The organism is Nocardia sp. NPDC052001 (assembly GCF_040680615.1).
GTDB lineage: Bacteria > Actinomycetota > Actinomycetes > Mycobacteriales > Mycobacteriaceae > Nocardia.
In genome coordinates this window covers 713,916-730,078 of record NZ_JBFAXC010000003.1, presented here as the reverse complement: position 1 = coordinate 730,078, position 16,163 = coordinate 713,916, and the positions used below count along the sequence as shown (strand labels likewise).

The 16,163-nt window shown below is 67.4% G+C and carries 13 protein-coding genes; 3 read left to right on the top strand and 10 right to left on the bottom strand.

Annotation, left to right across the window (positions count from 1 at the left end; translation table 11 throughout):
- Positions 1–42 precede the first annotated feature (42 nt).
- From AB0L82_RS18700 to AB0L82_RS18675, 6 genes are all read right to left on the bottom strand, one after another.
- Entirely contained in the window at positions 43–1,638 is a 1,596-nt protein-coding gene (locus AB0L82_RS18700; protein WP_364637396.1) for a GMC oxidoreductase, read from the bottom strand.
- Between the two features lie 277 nt (positions 1,639–1,915).
- Entirely contained in the window at positions 1,916–2,626 is a 711-nt protein-coding gene (locus tag AB0L82_RS18695) for a glutamine amidotransferase (protein ID WP_364637394.1), read from the bottom strand.
- Positions 2,623–3,864 (bottom strand): MurT ligase domain-containing protein, encoded by a 1,242-nt coding sequence (locus AB0L82_RS18690; RefSeq protein WP_364637392.1) that lies wholly within the window; start codon positions 3,862–3,864, stop codon positions 2,623–2,625. Before AB0L82_RS18690 ends, AB0L82_RS18695 begins: the two co-directional genes overlap by 4 nt.
- Before the next feature lie 73 nt (positions 3,865–3,937).
- Positions 3,938–4,558, bottom strand: a complete 621-nt coding sequence (locus tag AB0L82_RS18685) for a pyridoxamine 5'-phosphate oxidase family protein (protein WP_364637390.1) — start codon at positions 4,556–4,558, stop codon at positions 3,938–3,940.
- Between the two features lie 57 nt (positions 4,559–4,615).
- Complete coding sequence (locus tag AB0L82_RS18680; protein ID WP_364637388.1) at positions 4,616–6,382, bottom strand: FAD-dependent oxidoreductase; 1,767 nt, start codon at positions 6,380–6,382, stop codon at positions 4,616–4,618.
- A 27-nt stretch (positions 6,383–6,409) separates the two neighbouring features.
- Positions 6,410–7,405, bottom strand: a complete 996-nt coding sequence (locus AB0L82_RS18675; RefSeq protein ID WP_364637386.1) for an EamA family transporter — start codon at positions 7,403–7,405, stop codon at positions 6,410–6,412.
- A gap of 351 nt (positions 7,406–7,756) precedes the next feature.
- On the opposite strand from AB0L82_RS18675, the gene AB0L82_RS18670 reads away from it, so the two are divergent.
- Positions 7,757–8,653: a LysR family transcriptional regulator gene (locus AB0L82_RS18670; protein ID WP_364637984.1), complete on the top strand. Its 897-nt coding sequence runs from the start codon at positions 7,757–7,759 to the stop codon at positions 8,651–8,653.
- A gap of 93 nt (positions 8,654–8,746) precedes the next feature.
- Entirely contained in the window at positions 8,747–9,736 is a 990-nt protein-coding gene (locus tag AB0L82_RS18665; RefSeq protein ID WP_364637384.1) for an LLM class F420-dependent oxidoreductase, read from the top strand.
- Positions 9,737–9,813: 77 nt separating this feature from the next.
- On the opposite strand, the gene AB0L82_RS18660 is transcribed toward AB0L82_RS18665, so the two are convergent.
- Together AB0L82_RS18660 and leuA are read right to left on the bottom strand one after the other, a co-directional pair.
- On the bottom strand, positions 9,814–11,568 hold the full coding sequence (locus AB0L82_RS18660; protein WP_364637382.1) for a MinD/ParA family protein: 1,755 nt from the start codon (positions 11,566–11,568) through the stop codon (positions 9,814–9,816).
- Between the two features lie 201 nt (positions 11,569–11,769).
- On the bottom strand, positions 11,770–13,572 hold the full coding sequence (gene leuA, locus AB0L82_RS18655) for a 2-isopropylmalate synthase (protein WP_364637380.1): 1,803 nt from the start codon (positions 13,570–13,572) through the stop codon (positions 11,770–11,772).
- A gap of 197 nt (positions 13,573–13,769) precedes the next feature.
- Between leuA and AB0L82_RS18650 the strand changes: the two genes are divergently transcribed.
- Positions 13,770–14,225, top strand: coding sequence for a hypothetical protein (locus tag AB0L82_RS18650; protein WP_364637378.1), 456 nt, complete (start codon positions 13,770–13,772; stop codon positions 14,223–14,225).
- A gap of 13 nt (positions 14,226–14,238) precedes the next feature.
- Here the strand turns inward: AB0L82_RS18650 and AB0L82_RS18645 are convergent, their stop codons facing one another.
- Both AB0L82_RS18645 and AB0L82_RS18640 read right to left on the bottom strand, forming a co-directional pair.
- The gene (locus AB0L82_RS18645; RefSeq protein ID WP_364637376.1) at positions 14,239–15,285 is read right to left on the bottom strand and encodes a putative zinc-binding metallopeptidase; all 1,047 of its coding nucleotides are present in this window, start codon (positions 15,283–15,285) and stop codon (positions 14,239–14,241) included.
- Between the two features lies 1 nt (position 15,286).
- A complete protein-coding gene (locus AB0L82_RS18640) occupies positions 15,287–16,162 on the bottom strand; it encodes a transglutaminase family protein (protein WP_364637374.1) in 876 nt (291 codons plus the stop codon).
- Position 16,163 lies beyond the last annotated feature (1 nt).

Sequence of the window (16,163 nt, the reverse complement as noted above, 5' to 3'; positions counted from 1 at the left end):
TATATACAGCGTGCGCGAGCAACCTCGCAGCCCGTCGTCCAGCTATCTACCCGCGCGAATGATCGCCTCGATATTGCGTTCGGCGAGCGCGGTGATGGTGAGGGACGGATTCACCGTCGCGGTACTGCCCGGAATGCCCGCGCCGTCCATCACGTACAGACCCGGATGACCGTGCACGCGACCGTTCACATCGGTGGCCCGGCCGAAGACCGCGCCGCCGAGCGGATGGGCGGTGAACGCCGCGTTGGCGTCATAGCCGATCGGCGAATAGTCGACCGAGGAGTTCGACAGGCCCGCGATGCGGCGATCCACGGTCCGGCACGCGGCGATCACATGATCCTGGGTGGCGCGCGGCCAATTCAGGCCGACGGTATTGCGGGCCCGGTCGTAGCCGAAGCGCGCCCGGGTCGGATCCAGCACCATACCGAGCGAGGCGATGGCCAGGGTGTCCACGGGAATGCCTGGGACATACCAGTTTTCGAGCGTCAGCGGTACACCGGACTCGTCCAGGATGCGGCTGGCGCTGGGCACGCCGCCACCGGTGGTGGTGGGCTCGCTGACGCTGCGCGCCAGCACCACATCGCCATTGGTGCCCCAGCCGTCGCCGATGTGCTCGTTCAGATTCGGCAGCGTGCCGGTGGCCTGCGCGCGCACCAGCAGTTCCGAGGTGCCGACCGAACCCGCGCCCAGGAACAGGCGGTCGCAGGTGAGCGTGCGGGTGCCGAGTATCTGACCGGTCGGGGCCAGTTTGGTCACCGACACCACGTACTTGCCGGTGCCGTCCTGGCCGATCGAATCCACCCGATGCCCGGGGAAGATCCCGGTGCGACCGGTGGCCTCGGCGTAGCGCAGGTAGTTCTGATTCAGATCGAACTTCGCGCCATTGGAATTGCCGAGATTGCTGCGCGAGGCCGTGGCCGACGCCCGCGACGCGCCCGCCAGTTCGGCGCGCAGCACATCCCAGTTGAAGATCGAATCATTGGGCACCGGTTGATAACCCGCCGCCCGCACCTGCCGATCCCACACCCGCGAATGCGTGAACGGGGCCGAGTTGTAGATATCGGCGGGCATCGGGCTCAGCCGCAGCATGTCCCGCACCCGCGGGTAGTAGACCCGGTCCAGTTCGTCGTAGTCGGCGATACCGCCGAACACCGTGTCGAACAGGTGCTTCGGCGGCGCGACCATGGCCCCGGTGAATACGATCGAGCCACCGCCGACCGCCGCACCGCGCCATACATCGATGCCGCCGAATTCGGTGACGTCGAGCACGCCGCCGAAATCGGCGAACGTCATCGGCACCTTGGTGACGCCGGTGAAACTGGTGCGATGCCAGAAGCCGCGGCCGTCCGGCAGATCGTCACCGGTGAAGATCTCCCGATTGGGATCGTTCGGCCAGCGCGAACCGCGCTCCAGCACGGTATTGGATACGCCCGCCTCGGCCAGCCGCCGCGCGGTGACCGCCGCCCCGAAGCCCGAGCCGATCACGATGGCGTCGGTGTGCTCCGGCGGATCAGGCAGCGGCGCAAAGATTTCCGGGACCCACGCCTGGAAGAGCGCGTTCCAGATCGGATTCGCCGCGGCGGTACCCGCGCCGCGCATCGCGGCCCCGGATCCCATACCCGCCAGCAGAGCCGCCATACCGGCAGCTTTGAACACCGCGCGCCTGCGCAACCGGCCACCTCCCTCATCAAGTAGGCCGCGCGCGACACTACCGGCCGGTCGCGCCCCGCTCAACACATTCAGGGTGAGCCACAAGACTCGCCATGCGTGTCGGCTATGTGTCGCGGGGAAGACGTGCTAGCGGGGGCCGAACGGCCCCCGAAAACAGTCTACGAACAGCGTGACGGAGTGGTGTTTCACAATCGGGGAGTCCAGGGGTGACCATCCACCATGCACCGGGAAACGGTCAATGCAGTCAGGCGCGCAGACGTTCGCGACGCAACTGATCCACCTCGGGGAGATCGAGGGGGGCGAGGGTGTCCACACCGAGGGCCTGCTTCAGCAGGTAGTCGGCGAGCTCGGGATTGCGGGCCAGCGCCGGACCGTGCATGTAGGTGCCCAGCACCGAACCCTGGACCACGCCCTCGAGACCGTCGCCGACACCGTTGCCCACCCCCTTGGTGACGCGGGCCAGGCCGGAGGCATCGCCGCCGAGTTTGGTTCCGCCGCGGTGGTTTTCGAAGCCCGTCAGCGGCTGGGTGAGACCGGGCAGCAGCGGCTGGGTCGCGACCTCGCCGATGGCGCGCTTGTCCTGGGGCGAGGTGGTGACGTCGAAAAGCCCTACGCCGTCGACCTTTTCCCCGGACGACGTCTCGTACCAGTGGCCCAGCACCTGGATGGCGGCGCAGATGGCGAGCACCGGCGCACCGCGACCCGCGGCCTGCTGGAGGCCCGGGTAGCGCTGGAGATGCCGGGTGGCCAGGCGCTGGGCCGAATCCTCCGCACCGCCGAGGGTGTAGATATCCAGCGAGTCCGGCACCGGATCGGACAGATTGATCTCGACGATCTCGGCGTCGTGGCCGCGCAGGCGCAGGCGCTGGCGCAGCACCAGGGCATTGCCGCCGTCGCCGTAGGTGCCCATGACATCGGGCAGCACCAGGCCGATACGTACGGTCGATTCGCTCATGCGCGGGCCTTCGCTTCCAGGTCGCGGTTCAGGTCACGGAAGGCCGTGTAGTTGGCGAGCACCTCGACCTTGCCCGGCGGGCAGGATGCGATGGCGCGCAGGGGATCCGCGACGGTGATGTGATCGACGCCCGCATAGGTCAGGCGCACCGCGAGATCGGTGGCGCGTTCGCCCGCTGCCACCACCTGGGTGCCCTCGAAATGTTCGAAGCGCACATCCCAGAGCCAGGACAGATCCTCGCCGTCCGGCACCTGGCCGTTCACCGCGATCACCAAACCCGTTGCGGCGGAGTCGATCATGGACAGCGCCTCCTGCCAGCCCGCGGGATTCTTGGCCAGCAGCAGTCGCGCGTTATGCCCGTTCACCTCGACGGTGCGGTAGCGGCCCGCGATCTCGGTGACGGTGCCGGTGGCATTGGCCGCGGCGAGCGGATCCGCGCCCATCGCCACGGCGGCGGCCACCGCCTGGGTGGCGTTACCCCGATTGGCGCGCCCCGGAAGGGCAAGCGCCAGCGGCAATTCCAGGCCGTCCGGACCGTGGATACCGTGCTCGTCCACCCGCCACTGCGGTTCCGGGCGTTTGAAATCCGCGCCGGTGCTGTACCAGTGCTCGCCCTCCCACACGATGGGCTCACCGCTGCGCGGGCAGCTGGCCGAGTCCACCGCCCAGCCGCTCCCGGCGGACACCCACACCACATTCGGGTGGTCGTAGGCGATCGAGGTGACCAGTACGTCATCGCAATTGGCGATCAGCACCGCGTCCGGATGGCGCGCCATACCGGCGCGCAGGCGGCGCTCGATCATATTGATCTCGCCGACCCGGTCCAGCTGATCGCGGGACAGATTGAGCAGCACCACCGCGGCGGGCTCCAGCGCATCGGCCACATGCGGCAGATGCAGTTCATCCACCTCGATGGCGGCCAGCGGCGCGACCCGATTCGCGGTGAGCGCGGCCACGATTCCGGCATCCATATTGGCGCCGTCCGCCTGGGTGGCGACCGCGCCGATCGTCTGTAGCGCGGCGGTGGTCATGCGGGTGGTGGTCGACTTGCCGTTGGTGCCGGTGACCAGCACCGTCCGGCGACCCCGCCCGAGCTGGGTCATGATCGTCGGATCGATTTTCAGCGCGATCAGGCCGCCGATCATCGAACCGTTGCCGCGCCCGGCGCGCCGCGACGCCCATGACGCCGCCGTCGCCGCCCGCAGCGCCAGCTGTCCGCGTACCGAAATGTCTGCCACGCCGCGAGTTTATTGGTGCGACCGGGCCGATGCGCAGGCGGCATCGACCCGGCGCGCGTGAGGTGCGCCGCACTCAGGACTTGTAGAGCAACTCCTCATAGGTGTGCGAGTAGTGCTGCTCCAATTGTTCGAGCGTTTCGGTGGCGTCCGGCTGCAATTCCTTCACCAGGCGAGCCTGGCTGGGCAGGGTGTCGACCGGCCACCGCTCCGGCTTCCACAGGCCGCTGCGCAGGAATGCCTTGGCGCAGTGCAGGAAGATCTGCTGCACATCCACTTCGACGGCCAGGATCGGGCGATGACCCTTGACCACCATGTCGTCGAAGTACGGGGCATCGCGCACCAGTCGCGCACGGCCGTTGACGCGCAGGGTTTCCCCGCGACCGGGGATCAGGAAGATCACGCCCACATGCGGATTGCTCAGGATATTGAGATAGCCGTCCGCGCGGCGATTGCCCGGCCGTTCGGGAATGGCGATGGTGGTGTCGTCGAGCACCCGCACGAAACCGGCCGGATCGCCCTTGGGCGAGGCATCGCAATTGCCGTCGGCATCGCTGGTGGCCAGTACCACGAAGGGAGACAGGGAGATCCACTCCTTATCGCGCTCGTGCAGCGCGACCCGCTCCTTGGCGACGGCCCGGGGCGTCGGAGCGCCCAGGAGTTCACGCAGTTCAGCCGGATCCTTGATCTCGCTCATGACTTCGATTGAACGCGCGAACCAGGGTGTGCCGCCAGTGATTTGTAGGGAATGTCGCTACATGGGAATGTCGAAGAGATTCGTCTGACCGGCCTTGTAGCGCGCGATATCCAACTGCCGGAACGGTTCCAGCTCGGTGGCGCGGTACAGCTTGAACAGCTGGCAGCGCGGGGCATTGGAACCCGAGACGTCCAGTACCGCGTTCACCGCGGTGCGCGCGGCCTCGGACGCGCCCTCCATCGTCGCCAGATCCACATTGGTGCGCACGTAATCGCCTGCCAGGAACAGGTTTTCGATATCGGCGGTATGCGATTCCGGGCGCAGCGCCCAGGAGCCCGCGGTATTGATGAGCAGCGGATCGGCATTGGTGTTGCGCTTGGCCCCGGCGTCCCAGGTGATGCCGGTGTCCAGGAACCAGGAGTGCAGATCGGCATCGCTCAAGAGTTCGCGCTGATCATTGAGGTGCGCCTTGAGCTGCGCCCACACCTCGCGGGCGATCTCGTCGTGGGTGCATTCCTTGGCGGGTTTGCCGTACAGCATGCCGGGGGTGTTCCAGTCGGAGATGTCCACCGACAGGCAGTCCTTGACGGTACCGTCGCCCATACCCGTCACCGGGGTGCGGTTCCAGAATTGATTCTGCGAAATGGAGGTCAGCGACCACGGCGAATCCACATAGGCGGCATGCCCGCGCGCGATATTGGTCTCGGTCTTCAGGAAGAACTGGATGCCGGTCATCCAATCCACCATGAGCTGATTCATGCCCGCCAATTCCGGTCGGCGGGAAAGGATTTCGGGTGTCCACAGGGTGCGGGCGACCTCGGTGGGCACGGCGGAGATGAAATAGTCGGCCTCGACCTGACGGGCCGCGCCGGAACCGTCCACAATGCGCGCGGAAGTTATTCTGCCGTCCGCGATCTCGAGTCCGCGCACCTCGCCGGTCGCGAATTTCACGCCCAGATCACGCAGCCGCGCGACCCACGGATTGATCCACGCCTCATTGGTGGAACCGTTCAGCAGCCGGTCCAGCGCACCGTCATTGGCGACCTCCAGGGGATTGCCCAGGAACTGCTCACCCATATTGCCGATGGTGAGGGTGCTGGCCAGATCGTCCTTGGCCGCCACCAGCAGCGTGGTGAGGGTGCGCGAGAGCAGCATGCGGAATTCGGTGGAGCGGCGGCCCGCGCCCACGTATTCGCGCCAGGCGACCTTGTCCCACTGGCCGTAGCGGCGGGCATCGCAGCTGGTGTTGAAGACCAGTAGTCGATTGGCGAAGTAGAGCGCGTCCGATTCGGACATCTTGGTGCTGGTGGCGATGGCCGAACCGACGGTTTCCCGGAAATCGTCGGGGGTGGCCCAGATTCGCCCGGCCTTACCCATCGGCAGGATCACGTCATCGGCGTCGCGGCGGGAGAAACGCGCCTCGGAGGCGGCGACCAGATTGTCCCAGACCCCGTTCGCGTTGCCCGCGAACGGGATTCGCCGCATGGTGTCGGGAATGTGCCGGTAGAAGCCGGGGAAGAAGCGGAAACCGTGCTCGCCCATGAGTTCCGGGCGGCCGTCCCGGCCACTGTTCGGCACCGGGATGCTGCGGGCTTTGCCACCGAGTGCCCGGCGCTCGTACACGGTGACGTCGAAACCGCGCTCGGCCAATTCGTGCGCGGCGGTGAGACCGGCGACACCGCCGCCCAGTACGGCCACGCTGCGGCCCGGATCGGCGTGCGCGGGAGTGGGTCGCAAGGTGGCGGCGGCGCCCGCCAGCGCACCAGCCGCGACCGCGCCACGCAGCATCGTTCGCCGCGTGACGGACAAACGCTGTCCAGTCATTCCCTACCTCCCACGCCTGGGGGAATCCTAGGCAGCGGGAACCGGGGTTTGGTCCGTTGGGTCCTGTTTTGCGTACCTTGTGTTGAACATTGATGCCCGAATGCCGACTATTCGCTTCGCAGACTTCGCAGACTGTCCGGGCCGCGCCGAGGTCGCGGTGAACGCGCCCGCGATGACAATGGCCGCCCCCAGCAGGGAAACCGCCGTCGGACGCTCATGCAGGAACGCCCACGAGGCCGCGATGCCCACCACCGGAACCAGCAGCGACAGCGGTGCGACCGTGCCCGCCGGATAGCGGCTCATCAGATACGTCCACAGGCCCGAACCCGCGATGGTGCCCAGCAGCACGATGTACGCCAGCGCGGCATAGGCGGGCCAGCCGGTCACCGAGAACGAGGCCGCCAGATCGCGCAGGCCGGTGGTCGGTCCCTCCACGAGCGCGGACAGCGCGAACATGGGCAGCGGCGGAATCACCGTCATCCACAGCGTCAGATGCAGCGGATTCACCGGACCCCCGGGCGCGGCATGCGCCGCCGCCATGCGGGACCCGATATTGCCGAAGGCCCAGCCCAATCCGGCCAGCAGCGTCAGCACCAGCGGCAGCAGCGCCGCACTGTGCGATCGGTCCCAGCCGATCACCGCCATCCCGGCCATGGCGACCGCGATACCGGCGAATTGCATGGGCCGCAACCGTTCTCGCAGGAACACCGCCCCGAGCAATACCGTGAAGGGCGCGGACGACTGCAACACCAGCGAGGACAACCCGGTCGGCATCCCGGCCCGCATGGCGCTGAACAGAAACGCGAATTGCAGAATCCCGAACCCGACGCCGTACAGCAGCAACCAGCGCCACGGCACCTGCGGCCGCGGCACGAAGATCAGCACCGGCACCGCGATCACCGCGAACCGCAGGGCCGCGAAGAAGAACGGCTCGAAGTGATCGAGTCCGACCCGAATGGCCAGGAAATTCAGTCCCCAGAGCACCACGACACCCAGGCCGAGCAGCCGATCACGATTGGTCATGCGGCAAATACTGAAGCCATCGATAGGTAAGATCAATCGAATAATTCTGCACCAATGATGTAGTAGAACTTATCTATGCACCACCCCGAAGACCCGGAACACCCCACCCCACCCCGCACCGTTCCCCGCCCGCGCCGCATCACCACCCCGACCGCAATGGGGCCCCGCCACCTCCCGGCGGGCACCCCACCCCGGACCCTGGCGGAGGCCGTCGCGGCACCGGCCGGGGCGGACAACCCGGACACGGCGAGCCTGCGGCCCCCCGGACTTCGGCCCGATTCTCCCGGCGGCGGAGCGGAAAATAGTGGGCGCGTGGGTGATTCGAGTGAGGTCGGCAGCGGGGGGCCGCTCATGTCGGTGGAGCGGTTGCGGGTGCTGCGCGAATTGGCGGATCGGGGAACGGTGGCGGCGGTGGCGGCGGCACTGTCGATGACACCGTCGGCGGTTTCGCAGCAGTTGAAGGTGCTGGCTCGCGAGGCCGGGGTGGCGCTGCTGGAGCCGGACGGGCGGCGGGTGCGCTTGACCGATGCCGGGCGGGCACTCGTCGTGCGGGCGGATGAGGTGCTGGCGGCGATGGAGAAGGCAGCGGCCGAGATGGCGTCCTATCGGGGGTCGCCGCGCGGACAGGTGCGGGTGGCGCTGTTTCCGTCGGGGGCGGCGCTGCTGCTGCCGCAAGTGCTCGCCGAATTGGCGGAGACCGGGGTGGAGATGGTGGCGGCCGATGAGGATGTGCCGCCGGTGGAAGTGCCTCGGCTGCTTGCCGATTACGACGTGGTGCTGACCCATCGCGATGAGCGGTCGGCGTCCATGAGCGGGGCGCGGGTGGCCTCGCGGGTGCTGATGCGCGAGCCGATCGATGTGGTGGTGGGGCCCGAGCATCGGCTGGCGCGACAGGGTGCGGTGGTGCCCGCCGAGCTGGCGGATGAGACCTGGTTGAGTGTGCGGGGCGGATTCCCGGTGGACGACGTACTGCGGTCGATCGCCACCGTCACCGGCGTGCAGCCGCGAATCGCGCAGCGGCTCAACGATTTCACCGTGATCGAGGCGCTGGTCGCCTCCGGCTACGGCATCGCGCTCATGCCCCGCCACGCGGTGCGGCATCCGGATCTGGTGATGCTGCGCCTGGCGGGCGTGCGCGCGGCCCGCCTCTACGATCTGGCGACCCGGCCGCACGCGGAGAAAAGGCCCGCCGTCGCCACCGTGCTCGCGGCCTTTCAGCGAGCCGCCCGCCGCACCACCGCCGGCTGATGCGGGCCTTCGCGCCCGGGAATACGCTGCCGCACACTGAACATCCGGTGCGGCACTTGACTTGGAGTGCACTCCAAGTCATAGCGTGAACACATGAGCATTCGTCTCGGATATCAGATGCCCAACTTCAGCTACGGGGTAGCGCCGCGCGAGCTGTTCGCGGCCGTGGCCGCGCAGGCGCGCGAAGCCGAGGCGGCCGGATTCGACGCCGCCTTCGTCATGGATCACTTCTATCAGCTGCCGCTGCTCGGCACGCCCGATCAGCCCATGCTGGAGGCGTACAGCACGCTGTCCGGACTGGCGGCTGTCACCGAGCGAATTCAGTTGTCCGCCTTGGTGACCGGCAATACCTACCGCAATCCGGCGCTCACCGCCAAGACCGTCACCACACTGGACGTGGTGAGCAGCGGGCGCGCGGTGCTCGGGATCGGCGCGGGCTGGTTCGAGCTCGAACATCAGGCGTACGGCTTCGATTTCGACACCTTCACCCAGCGGTTCGAACGCCTGGAGGAGGCCCTGCAGATCATCACGCCGATGCTGCGCGGTCAGCACTCCACCTTCGACGGCAAGTGGTATCGGACCCTGGACGCCATGAACGAGCCGCGCGTGCGCGACGATCTGCCGATCATGCTCGGCGGCGGTGGCGAGAAGAAGACGTTCGCGCTGGCCGCGCGCTTCGCCGACCACCTCAATATCATCTGCAACGCCTCCGAACTGCCCCGCAAGCTGGAGGCCCTGCACGCCCGCCTCGACGAGGCCGGCCGCGCCCGCGAATCCCTGGAGACCAGCTACCTGGCCTTCGTCATCGTCGACGAAGACGGCGACCGCGCCCGCAAGACCCAGGCGGATCTCCTTGCCCGCATCGGCATTACGGACCTGTCCTCCATGCCGGTCGAGGCCCTGAAGCAGTCCCCCGCCGACCGCCAATTCGTCGGCACCCCCGACGAGGTGGCCGAACAGCTGCAAGCCCGCGTCCTCGACCACGGCATCGACGGCCTCATCGTCAACCTGGTCACCAACGGCCACGAGCCCGGCACCGTGGATCTGGCAGGCCGCGCCCTCGCACCCCTGGTCCACGCCTGACGTCAGACGACAGAACGCCCCGCGACTTCATGTCGCGGGGCGTTGTCGTATTCACCTGTGGCGCAGTGCTTTTCCGCTCAGCGCGGGTGGTTCGGGGAGAAGCGCTGGGAGGCGTGGTAGCCGAAATCGTCGGCGACCATGGCGGCCAGTTCCAGCAGGGCGCGGCGGGTCGGCTTGGAGACCAGTTCCAGGTCGATTTCGGCGCCCTCGGCGAGGTGATCGTCGAACGGCACCACCTGTACCGCGCGGGTGCGATCCAGGAACAGCTTGCGCAGCTGATCCAGATCGACCGTGGAGGAACCCTTGCGAGATGCGTTGACCACCACCACGGTTCGCTCCACCAGCTTGTGGTAGCCGTGATGATCGAGCCAGTCCAGCGTCGCCGAGGCGCTGCGCGCGCCGTCGATGGCGGGTGAGGTCACCAGCACCAGCGAGCTCGCCATATCCAGCACGCCGGACATGGCCGAGTGCATGAGTCCGGTGCCGCAGTCGGTGAGGATGATGTTGTAGAACTGCTGCAGGATGCCGATCGCCTTGCGGTAGTCGGCCTCGCTGAACGCCTCCGACACCGCCGGATCCTGTTCGCTGGCAAGCACTTCCAATCGGCTCGGAGCCTGCGAAGTATGCGCGCGCACATCGGAGTACCGGGTGATGTGGCTGTCCTCCAACAGGTTTCGCACCGTGGAGCGGGTCTGCCGCGGCACCCGGTGGGCGAGCGTGCCCAGGTCGGGATTGGCGTCGATGGCGATGACCCGGTCACCGCGCTCGGAGGCGAACGTCGACCCCAAACCGACAGTGGTGGTGGTCTTTCCGACACCGCCCTTGAGCGACAGGATCGCGATCCGGTAATCACCGCGCACCGGCTGATTCACCCGATCCACCAGCTGCGCGTGCATCAGATCCGCGGGCGACTCCCCCGGGTTGATCACACCGCCGGACGCCTTGTGCACCGCACGCCGCCAGCCACTGCGCGGCGCGCGCCGCGCCCGGCGCAGCAGATTCAGATCATTGACCGAATGCCCCGGCGGCGGCTGCTGCTGGAATCCGCCCTGCTGCTGCGGAAATCCCTGCTGCGGCTGACCATTCCAGCCCTGCTGCTGCGGGAAACCCTGCGGCGGCAGCTGCTGCTGCGGCGCCTGCGCGGGCGGCGGGGACCAGCTGTAGATCGGCCCGCCCGGTTGATCATTGGACGGCGCGAACTGCCCGGGGTGACCGAACTGCCCGGGTGCGCCGCCCGGTCCGGCAGCGCCCTCCGGTCCGTGCTGAGCGCCCGGATCGGGCTGGCCGGACTGGTCGGGAAACACCCGGCGAACCATGCCGTCGCTGCCGATTTCCTGCCGGATCTCGCCGTACGGGGTGTTGTCGCGGACCTCACCGTAGCTGCCGTCCGGACCCGGGAACTGGCCCGGCGCAGCCGAATTCGGCGGCGGCGCGAACTGTCCGGCATCGGGTGCGGGGTAGTTGCCGGTGGGCGGGAAACCCTGCGGCGGACCCTGCGGGAACTGGTTGCCCGCGAACGGGCCCTGTCCCTCGAACGGGCCGTTCGGGCCGCCCTGGTACGGCTGGCCGTACGGACCCTGCTGCGGGAATCCCGGCTGGCCCGCACCGTACGGTGCGGCCTCGGGCGGGAAGACGGTGGTCTGCTCGATCGAGTCCGGCACCGGCGGGAAGAAACCCGCGCCCTGCTCACCCTCGCCATTGGCTTCGGCCTCGGCCTTACCCGGCTCCGGGGCGCCCGCGCCGGACGAGGCGTGCTCATCCTTGACATCGTCGGCGTCCACCGGCAGCCCGGCCGCGGCCTGTGCGGTCGAATTCTGATCGTTCGTAGTCACGTGTCCCCCATCTGCTCGACAGCTCGAACAGAGAGCTCGGCGCTAATGCGGTTCCACGCTAGCATTGCCGACGCTCTCCCACCCTGGCCTGGTAATACCTCGCACCCCCGCGCAACTGCGCCGCTACCGGGAGTTCACTGTGGAAAACGATGATCCCGCCCCGAATCTCGGAGCGGGATCAGCACTGTGGATCGATGTGGATCAGTTGCCGCGGGCCGCGCGGTTGACGGCCGAGACGACCGCGCGCAGCGATGCGGTGGTGATCGAGGTGGCGATGCCGACGCCCCAGGTCACCTTGTCGCCGATGGCGCATTCCACGTAGGCGGCGGCCTGCGCGTCATCGCCCGAGGACATGGCGTGCTCGCTGTAATCCAGGACACGCACGTCGTATCCGATGGTGGCCAGCGCGTCCACGAACGAGGCGAGCGGGCCGTTGCCCTCACCGGAGATGGCCTGTTCGACGCCGTCCACCTTGACCACGGCCTCGATATGGTCGACGCCGCCGTCCAATTCGGAGGCGGTGACCTTCTGCCGGATGCGCTCCAGCGGCACGATCGGGGTCAGGTACTCCTCGGAGAAGACGTCCCACATCTCCTTCGGGGTGACCTCGCCGCCCTCACCGTCGGTGATCTTCTGGACCGCCTGCGAGAACTCGATCTGCAGACGGCGCGGCAGCACCAGCCCGTGATCGGTCTTCATGATGTACGCGACGCCGCCCTTGCCGGACTGCGAATTCACCCGGATGACCGCCTCGTACGTGCGGCCGACATCCTTCGGATCGATGGGCAGGTACGGGACCGCCCAGGTCATATCGGCCACATCGGAATCCGCGGCGTCGGCCGCGGCCTTCATGGCGTCCAGGCCCTTGTTGATGGCGTCCTGATGCGATCCGGAGAACGCGGTGTAGACCAGATCGCCGCCGTACGGGTGGCGCTCGGCGACGGGCAGCTGGTTGCAGTATTCGACCGTGCGGCGGATCTCGTCGATATTGCTGAAGTCGATCTGCGGATCGACACCGCGCGAGAACAGATTCATCCCCAGGGTCACCAGGCAGACATTGCCGGTGCGCTCACCGTTGCCGAACAGGCAGCCTTCGATGCGATCCGCACCGGCCTGGTAGCCCAGTTCGGCGGCGGCCACGGCGGTGCCGCGGTCATTGTGCGGGTGCAGCGACAGCACGATGGAATCGCGGCGCGCCAGGTTCCGGCTCATCCATTCGATGGAGTCGGCGTAGACGTTCGGGGTTGCCATCTCGACGGTCGCCGGCAGGTTGATGATCAGCGGCTTCTCCGGGGTCGGCTGAATGATCGCCGATACCGAATCGCATACGTCCAGTGCGTAATCCAGCTCGGTGCCGGTGTACGACTCGGGGCTGTACTCGTAGCGCCAGCGGGTGTCCGGGTACTTCTTCTCGATCTCCAGGCACAGCGTCGCGGCGTCGGTGGCGATCTTCTTGACGGCCTCGCGGTCCGCGCGGAAAACCACGCGGCGCTGCAGGATCGAGGTGGAGTTGTAGAAGTGCACGATGGCCTGCGGTGCGCCCGCGCACGCCTCGAAGGTGCGCTCGATCAGTTCGGCGCGGGACTGGGTCAGCACCTGAATGGTGACATCGTCCGGGATCGCGCCGTCCTCGATGATCTCGCGGACGAAGTCGAAGTCGGTCTGCGAGGCGGCGGGGAAGCCGACCTCGATCTCCTTGTAGCCCATCCGCACCAGCAGATCGAACATGCGGCGCTTGCGGGCCGGGCTCATCGGATCGATGAGCGCCTGATTGCCATCGCGCAGATCCACCGCACACCAGGACGGGGCGCGATCGATGATCTTGTCGGGCCAGGTGCGGTCGGGAACCGAGATGGGCTCGACCTCCTCCGCGAACGGCCGGTACCGGAAGGTCGGCATGGAGGAGTTCTTCTGCGTGTTCCAGGCAGGCTGGTCGGCAGGGGCCGGCTTCGACGGCACGTTGATCGTGCGCGAACCGGAAACGAAAGCATCAGCGGGTGACATGGCGATTTATCTCCGAGAGTGTGGCTGGATCCCAGGTATGGGGTAGACCGGCACGACGAACACCCGCGACGGGAGCCGGTCCGTATCAGACCCCGCCGCGGCGGCCGAGGAGAAGGCTTGCCCGCTGCATGATGATCACGAGTTTACAGCGTGGCAATACGGTGCCGGAACCCAGGTGCACGGCTACCCTCGGCCGCATGGCGATGCTGGCGAATCTGCTGGGGCAATGGTCCGGCGCGAACGATTTTCGGCTGATGCCGACCGACACCATGGAAACCTCCGCCGCGACCGTCACGGTCAGCTTCGGGGCGGGCGGGAATCTGGCGTCGATCGGCTACACCTGGAGTCATCCGGCGGACGGGCCGCAGCAGGGGATGCTGGTCGTCGGCGCGGACGCGGACGGGCAGGCGCAGGCGCTGTGGAGTGACACCTGGCATCAGAAACCAGGACCGTCGGTGCTGACCGGTACCGCGCTGCCGGGGGCGCAGGTCGAACTGTCGGCGACCTACGCGGGTGACTGGGAATGGCGAATCATGGTGGACGACACCGTGGACGGGGTCTTCCGGCTGCGGATGGACAATGTGGTGCCCGAGTCCTACAAGCCCGGCGTCGGCGCGTACACCGCCATGGAGCTCACCGCGCATCGCGGATAATCGCCGCGAATGATCAAGCGGCGGTGCACAGTTCGTGGATGAAGCGCATTTTCTCCAGTACCGGCCCGGCCAGCACGAACGGGTAGAGGTCGGGATGGCCCATGGAACGGTTCACCATGTTCAGCGACCAGGCCAGCGGTAGCCACAGTTCGATGATGCGATCGAAACCGGAGCGGCCGACCTGCGGGCGATCCATGGTCGCGCCCGCCGGCGCGAAGCCGAACGCGGCGGCGGTATCGAGGGTGTCGCGAATGTGCAGGTAGTGGGCGAAGGTTTCGGCCCAGTCCTCGGCCGGGTGCATGGTGGCGTACGAGGAGACGAAGCTCGACTCCCAGCCGGGCGGCGGACCGTCGGCGTAGTGCTTGTCCAGGGCCGCCTGATAGTCGGCGAAGGGATCGCCGAACAGGGTGCGCGACCGCTCCAACTCGGCATCGGTCACCAGCACCGGGAAGTAGTAGTGGCCGATCTCGTGCCGGAAGTGGCCGAGCAGGGTGCGGTAGGGCTCGGACATCTCCACGCGCAATTGTTCGCGGTGCACGTCATCGCCTTCGGCCAGATCCAGGGTGATGACCCCGTTCTCATGGCCGGTCATGACCTGATGGTCGGCGCTGGCGAGCAGATCGAAGGCCAGGCCGAAGTCCGGATCGGCGATTCGGTCCACGATGGGCAGACCGAGTTCGGTGAGTTCCACCAGCAGACGGCGTTTGGCGGCCTCGGCCTCGGCGAAGGCGGGCAGCCAGTGCTCGTCCTGATCGGATGGCCGGGTGCGGGTGAGGCGGCAGGATTCGCACAGACCGGAGCCGCGCACCAGCCAATTGCATTGCGCCACATGCCGGTTGTCGCAGAGCCGGAAGGTATTGGCGTCCACGACGCCGTCCAGATCGGGGTCGATGACTTCGCCCTCGGGATGGTTGTGCGTCTCCTCGGGCGCGGCGTCCTTCGCCAGCACCAGCAGTGTGCGATCGGCGAGGCTGAAACCCAGTGGGCTGCGGCAGTGCAGGCACAGCGAGTTCTCGAAGGCCAATTGCTGACCGCAGTTGGGGCAGGCGAAATCGCGCATGTCACACCTCTATCGGGGCGACGTCGACGGAGACCCGGATGCTGCTCTCCTTGGCGTCGGTGTAGATGATGCCGCGCACCGGCGGTACGTCGGCGTAATCGCGGCCCCAGGCCACGGTCACATAGCGTTCATCGGCGAATTGATTGTTGGTGGGATCGAAATCGACCCAGTGGCCCTCGGCGCTGCCGTCCGGCAGCCAGACCGCGGCCCAGGCGTGCGTGGCGTCCGCGCCGACCATGCGTTCCTTACCGGGCGGCGGATCGGTGGCGAGATAACCCGAGACGTAGCGGGCGGCCAGGCCGAGCGAGCGCAGGCAGGCGATGCCGAGCCGGGCGAAATCCTGGCAGACGCCGCGCCGATCGGCGAAGACGTCCGCGACGCGGGTGCTGACGTTGGTGGAACCGGATTCGTAGGTGAAATCGGTGTAGATGCGGGCGGTCAACTCCTCGACGGCCTCGAGCAGCGGGCGACCGGGCGGAAAGGATTCGGCGGCGTAGGCCGCGACCTCGGGAATGATCTCGGGCGGAGTCAGATCGAGTGTGAATTCCACTGCGAGCGGGCCGTTCTCGATGGACGGGCAGGCTTTCTCCCACGGGGCGGGCGCGGGCGGATCCGGCGGATTGTGCACCTCGACCACCGATTCACCGGTCACCTCCAGGCGGCGATGATCGGCGGTGACATGGAAATACAGGGTGGTGTTGCCGTAGACATCGGTGCCGACCGAGCGATCCGACGGCACCGGATCGATCCGGACCTCATGGGAGAGCAAACGCTGGCTCGGAAATTCGCGCGGTGTGAGATAGGCGCGGCCGTAGGAACTGGTGACCGCGTCCGAATACACGTAGACGGTGCTGTGCACAACCCGATAGCGGCGCATC

Bases quoted from the DNA above. Each gene is read 5' to 3' on its own strand.
- AB0L82_RS18700 (WP_364637396.1), bottom strand. From the start codon at position 1,638: ATGGCGGCTCTGCTGGCGGGTATGGGATCCGGGGCCGCGATGCGCGGC.
- AB0L82_RS18695 (WP_364637394.1), bottom strand. From the start codon at position 2,626: ATGAGCGAATCGACCGTACGTATCGGCCTGGTGCTGCCCGATGTCATG.
- AB0L82_RS18685 (WP_364637390.1), bottom strand. From the start codon at position 4,558: ATGAGCGAGATCAAGGATCCGGCTGAACTGCGTGAACTCCTGGGCGCT.
- AB0L82_RS18680 (WP_364637388.1), bottom strand. From the start codon at position 6,382: ATGACTGGACAGCGTTTGTCCGTCACGCGGCGAACGATGCTGCGTGGC.
- AB0L82_RS18675 (WP_364637386.1), bottom strand. From the start codon at position 7,405: ATGACCAATCGTGATCGGCTGCTCGGCCTGGGTGTCGTGGTGCTCTGG.
- AB0L82_RS18670 (WP_364637984.1), top strand. From the start codon at position 7,757: ATGTCGGTGGAGCGGTTGCGGGTGCTGCGCGAATTGGCGGATCGGGGA.
- AB0L82_RS18665 (WP_364637384.1), top strand. From the start codon at position 8,747: ATGAGCATTCGTCTCGGATATCAGATGCCCAACTTCAGCTACGGGGTA.
- leuA (WP_364637380.1), bottom strand. From the start codon at position 13,572: ATGTCACCCGCTGATGCTTTCGTTTCCGGTTCGCGCACGATCAACGTG.
- AB0L82_RS18650 (WP_364637378.1), top strand. From the start codon at position 13,770: ATGGCGATGCTGGCGAATCTGCTGGGGCAATGGTCCGGCGCGAACGAT.
- AB0L82_RS18645 (WP_364637376.1), bottom strand. From the start codon at position 15,285: ATGCGCGATTTCGCCTGCCCCAACTGCGGTCAGCAATTGGCCTTCGAG.
- AB0L82_RS18640 (WP_364637374.1), bottom strand. From the start codon at position 16,162: ATGCGCCGCTATCGGGTTGTGCACAGCACCGTCTACGTGTATTCGGAC.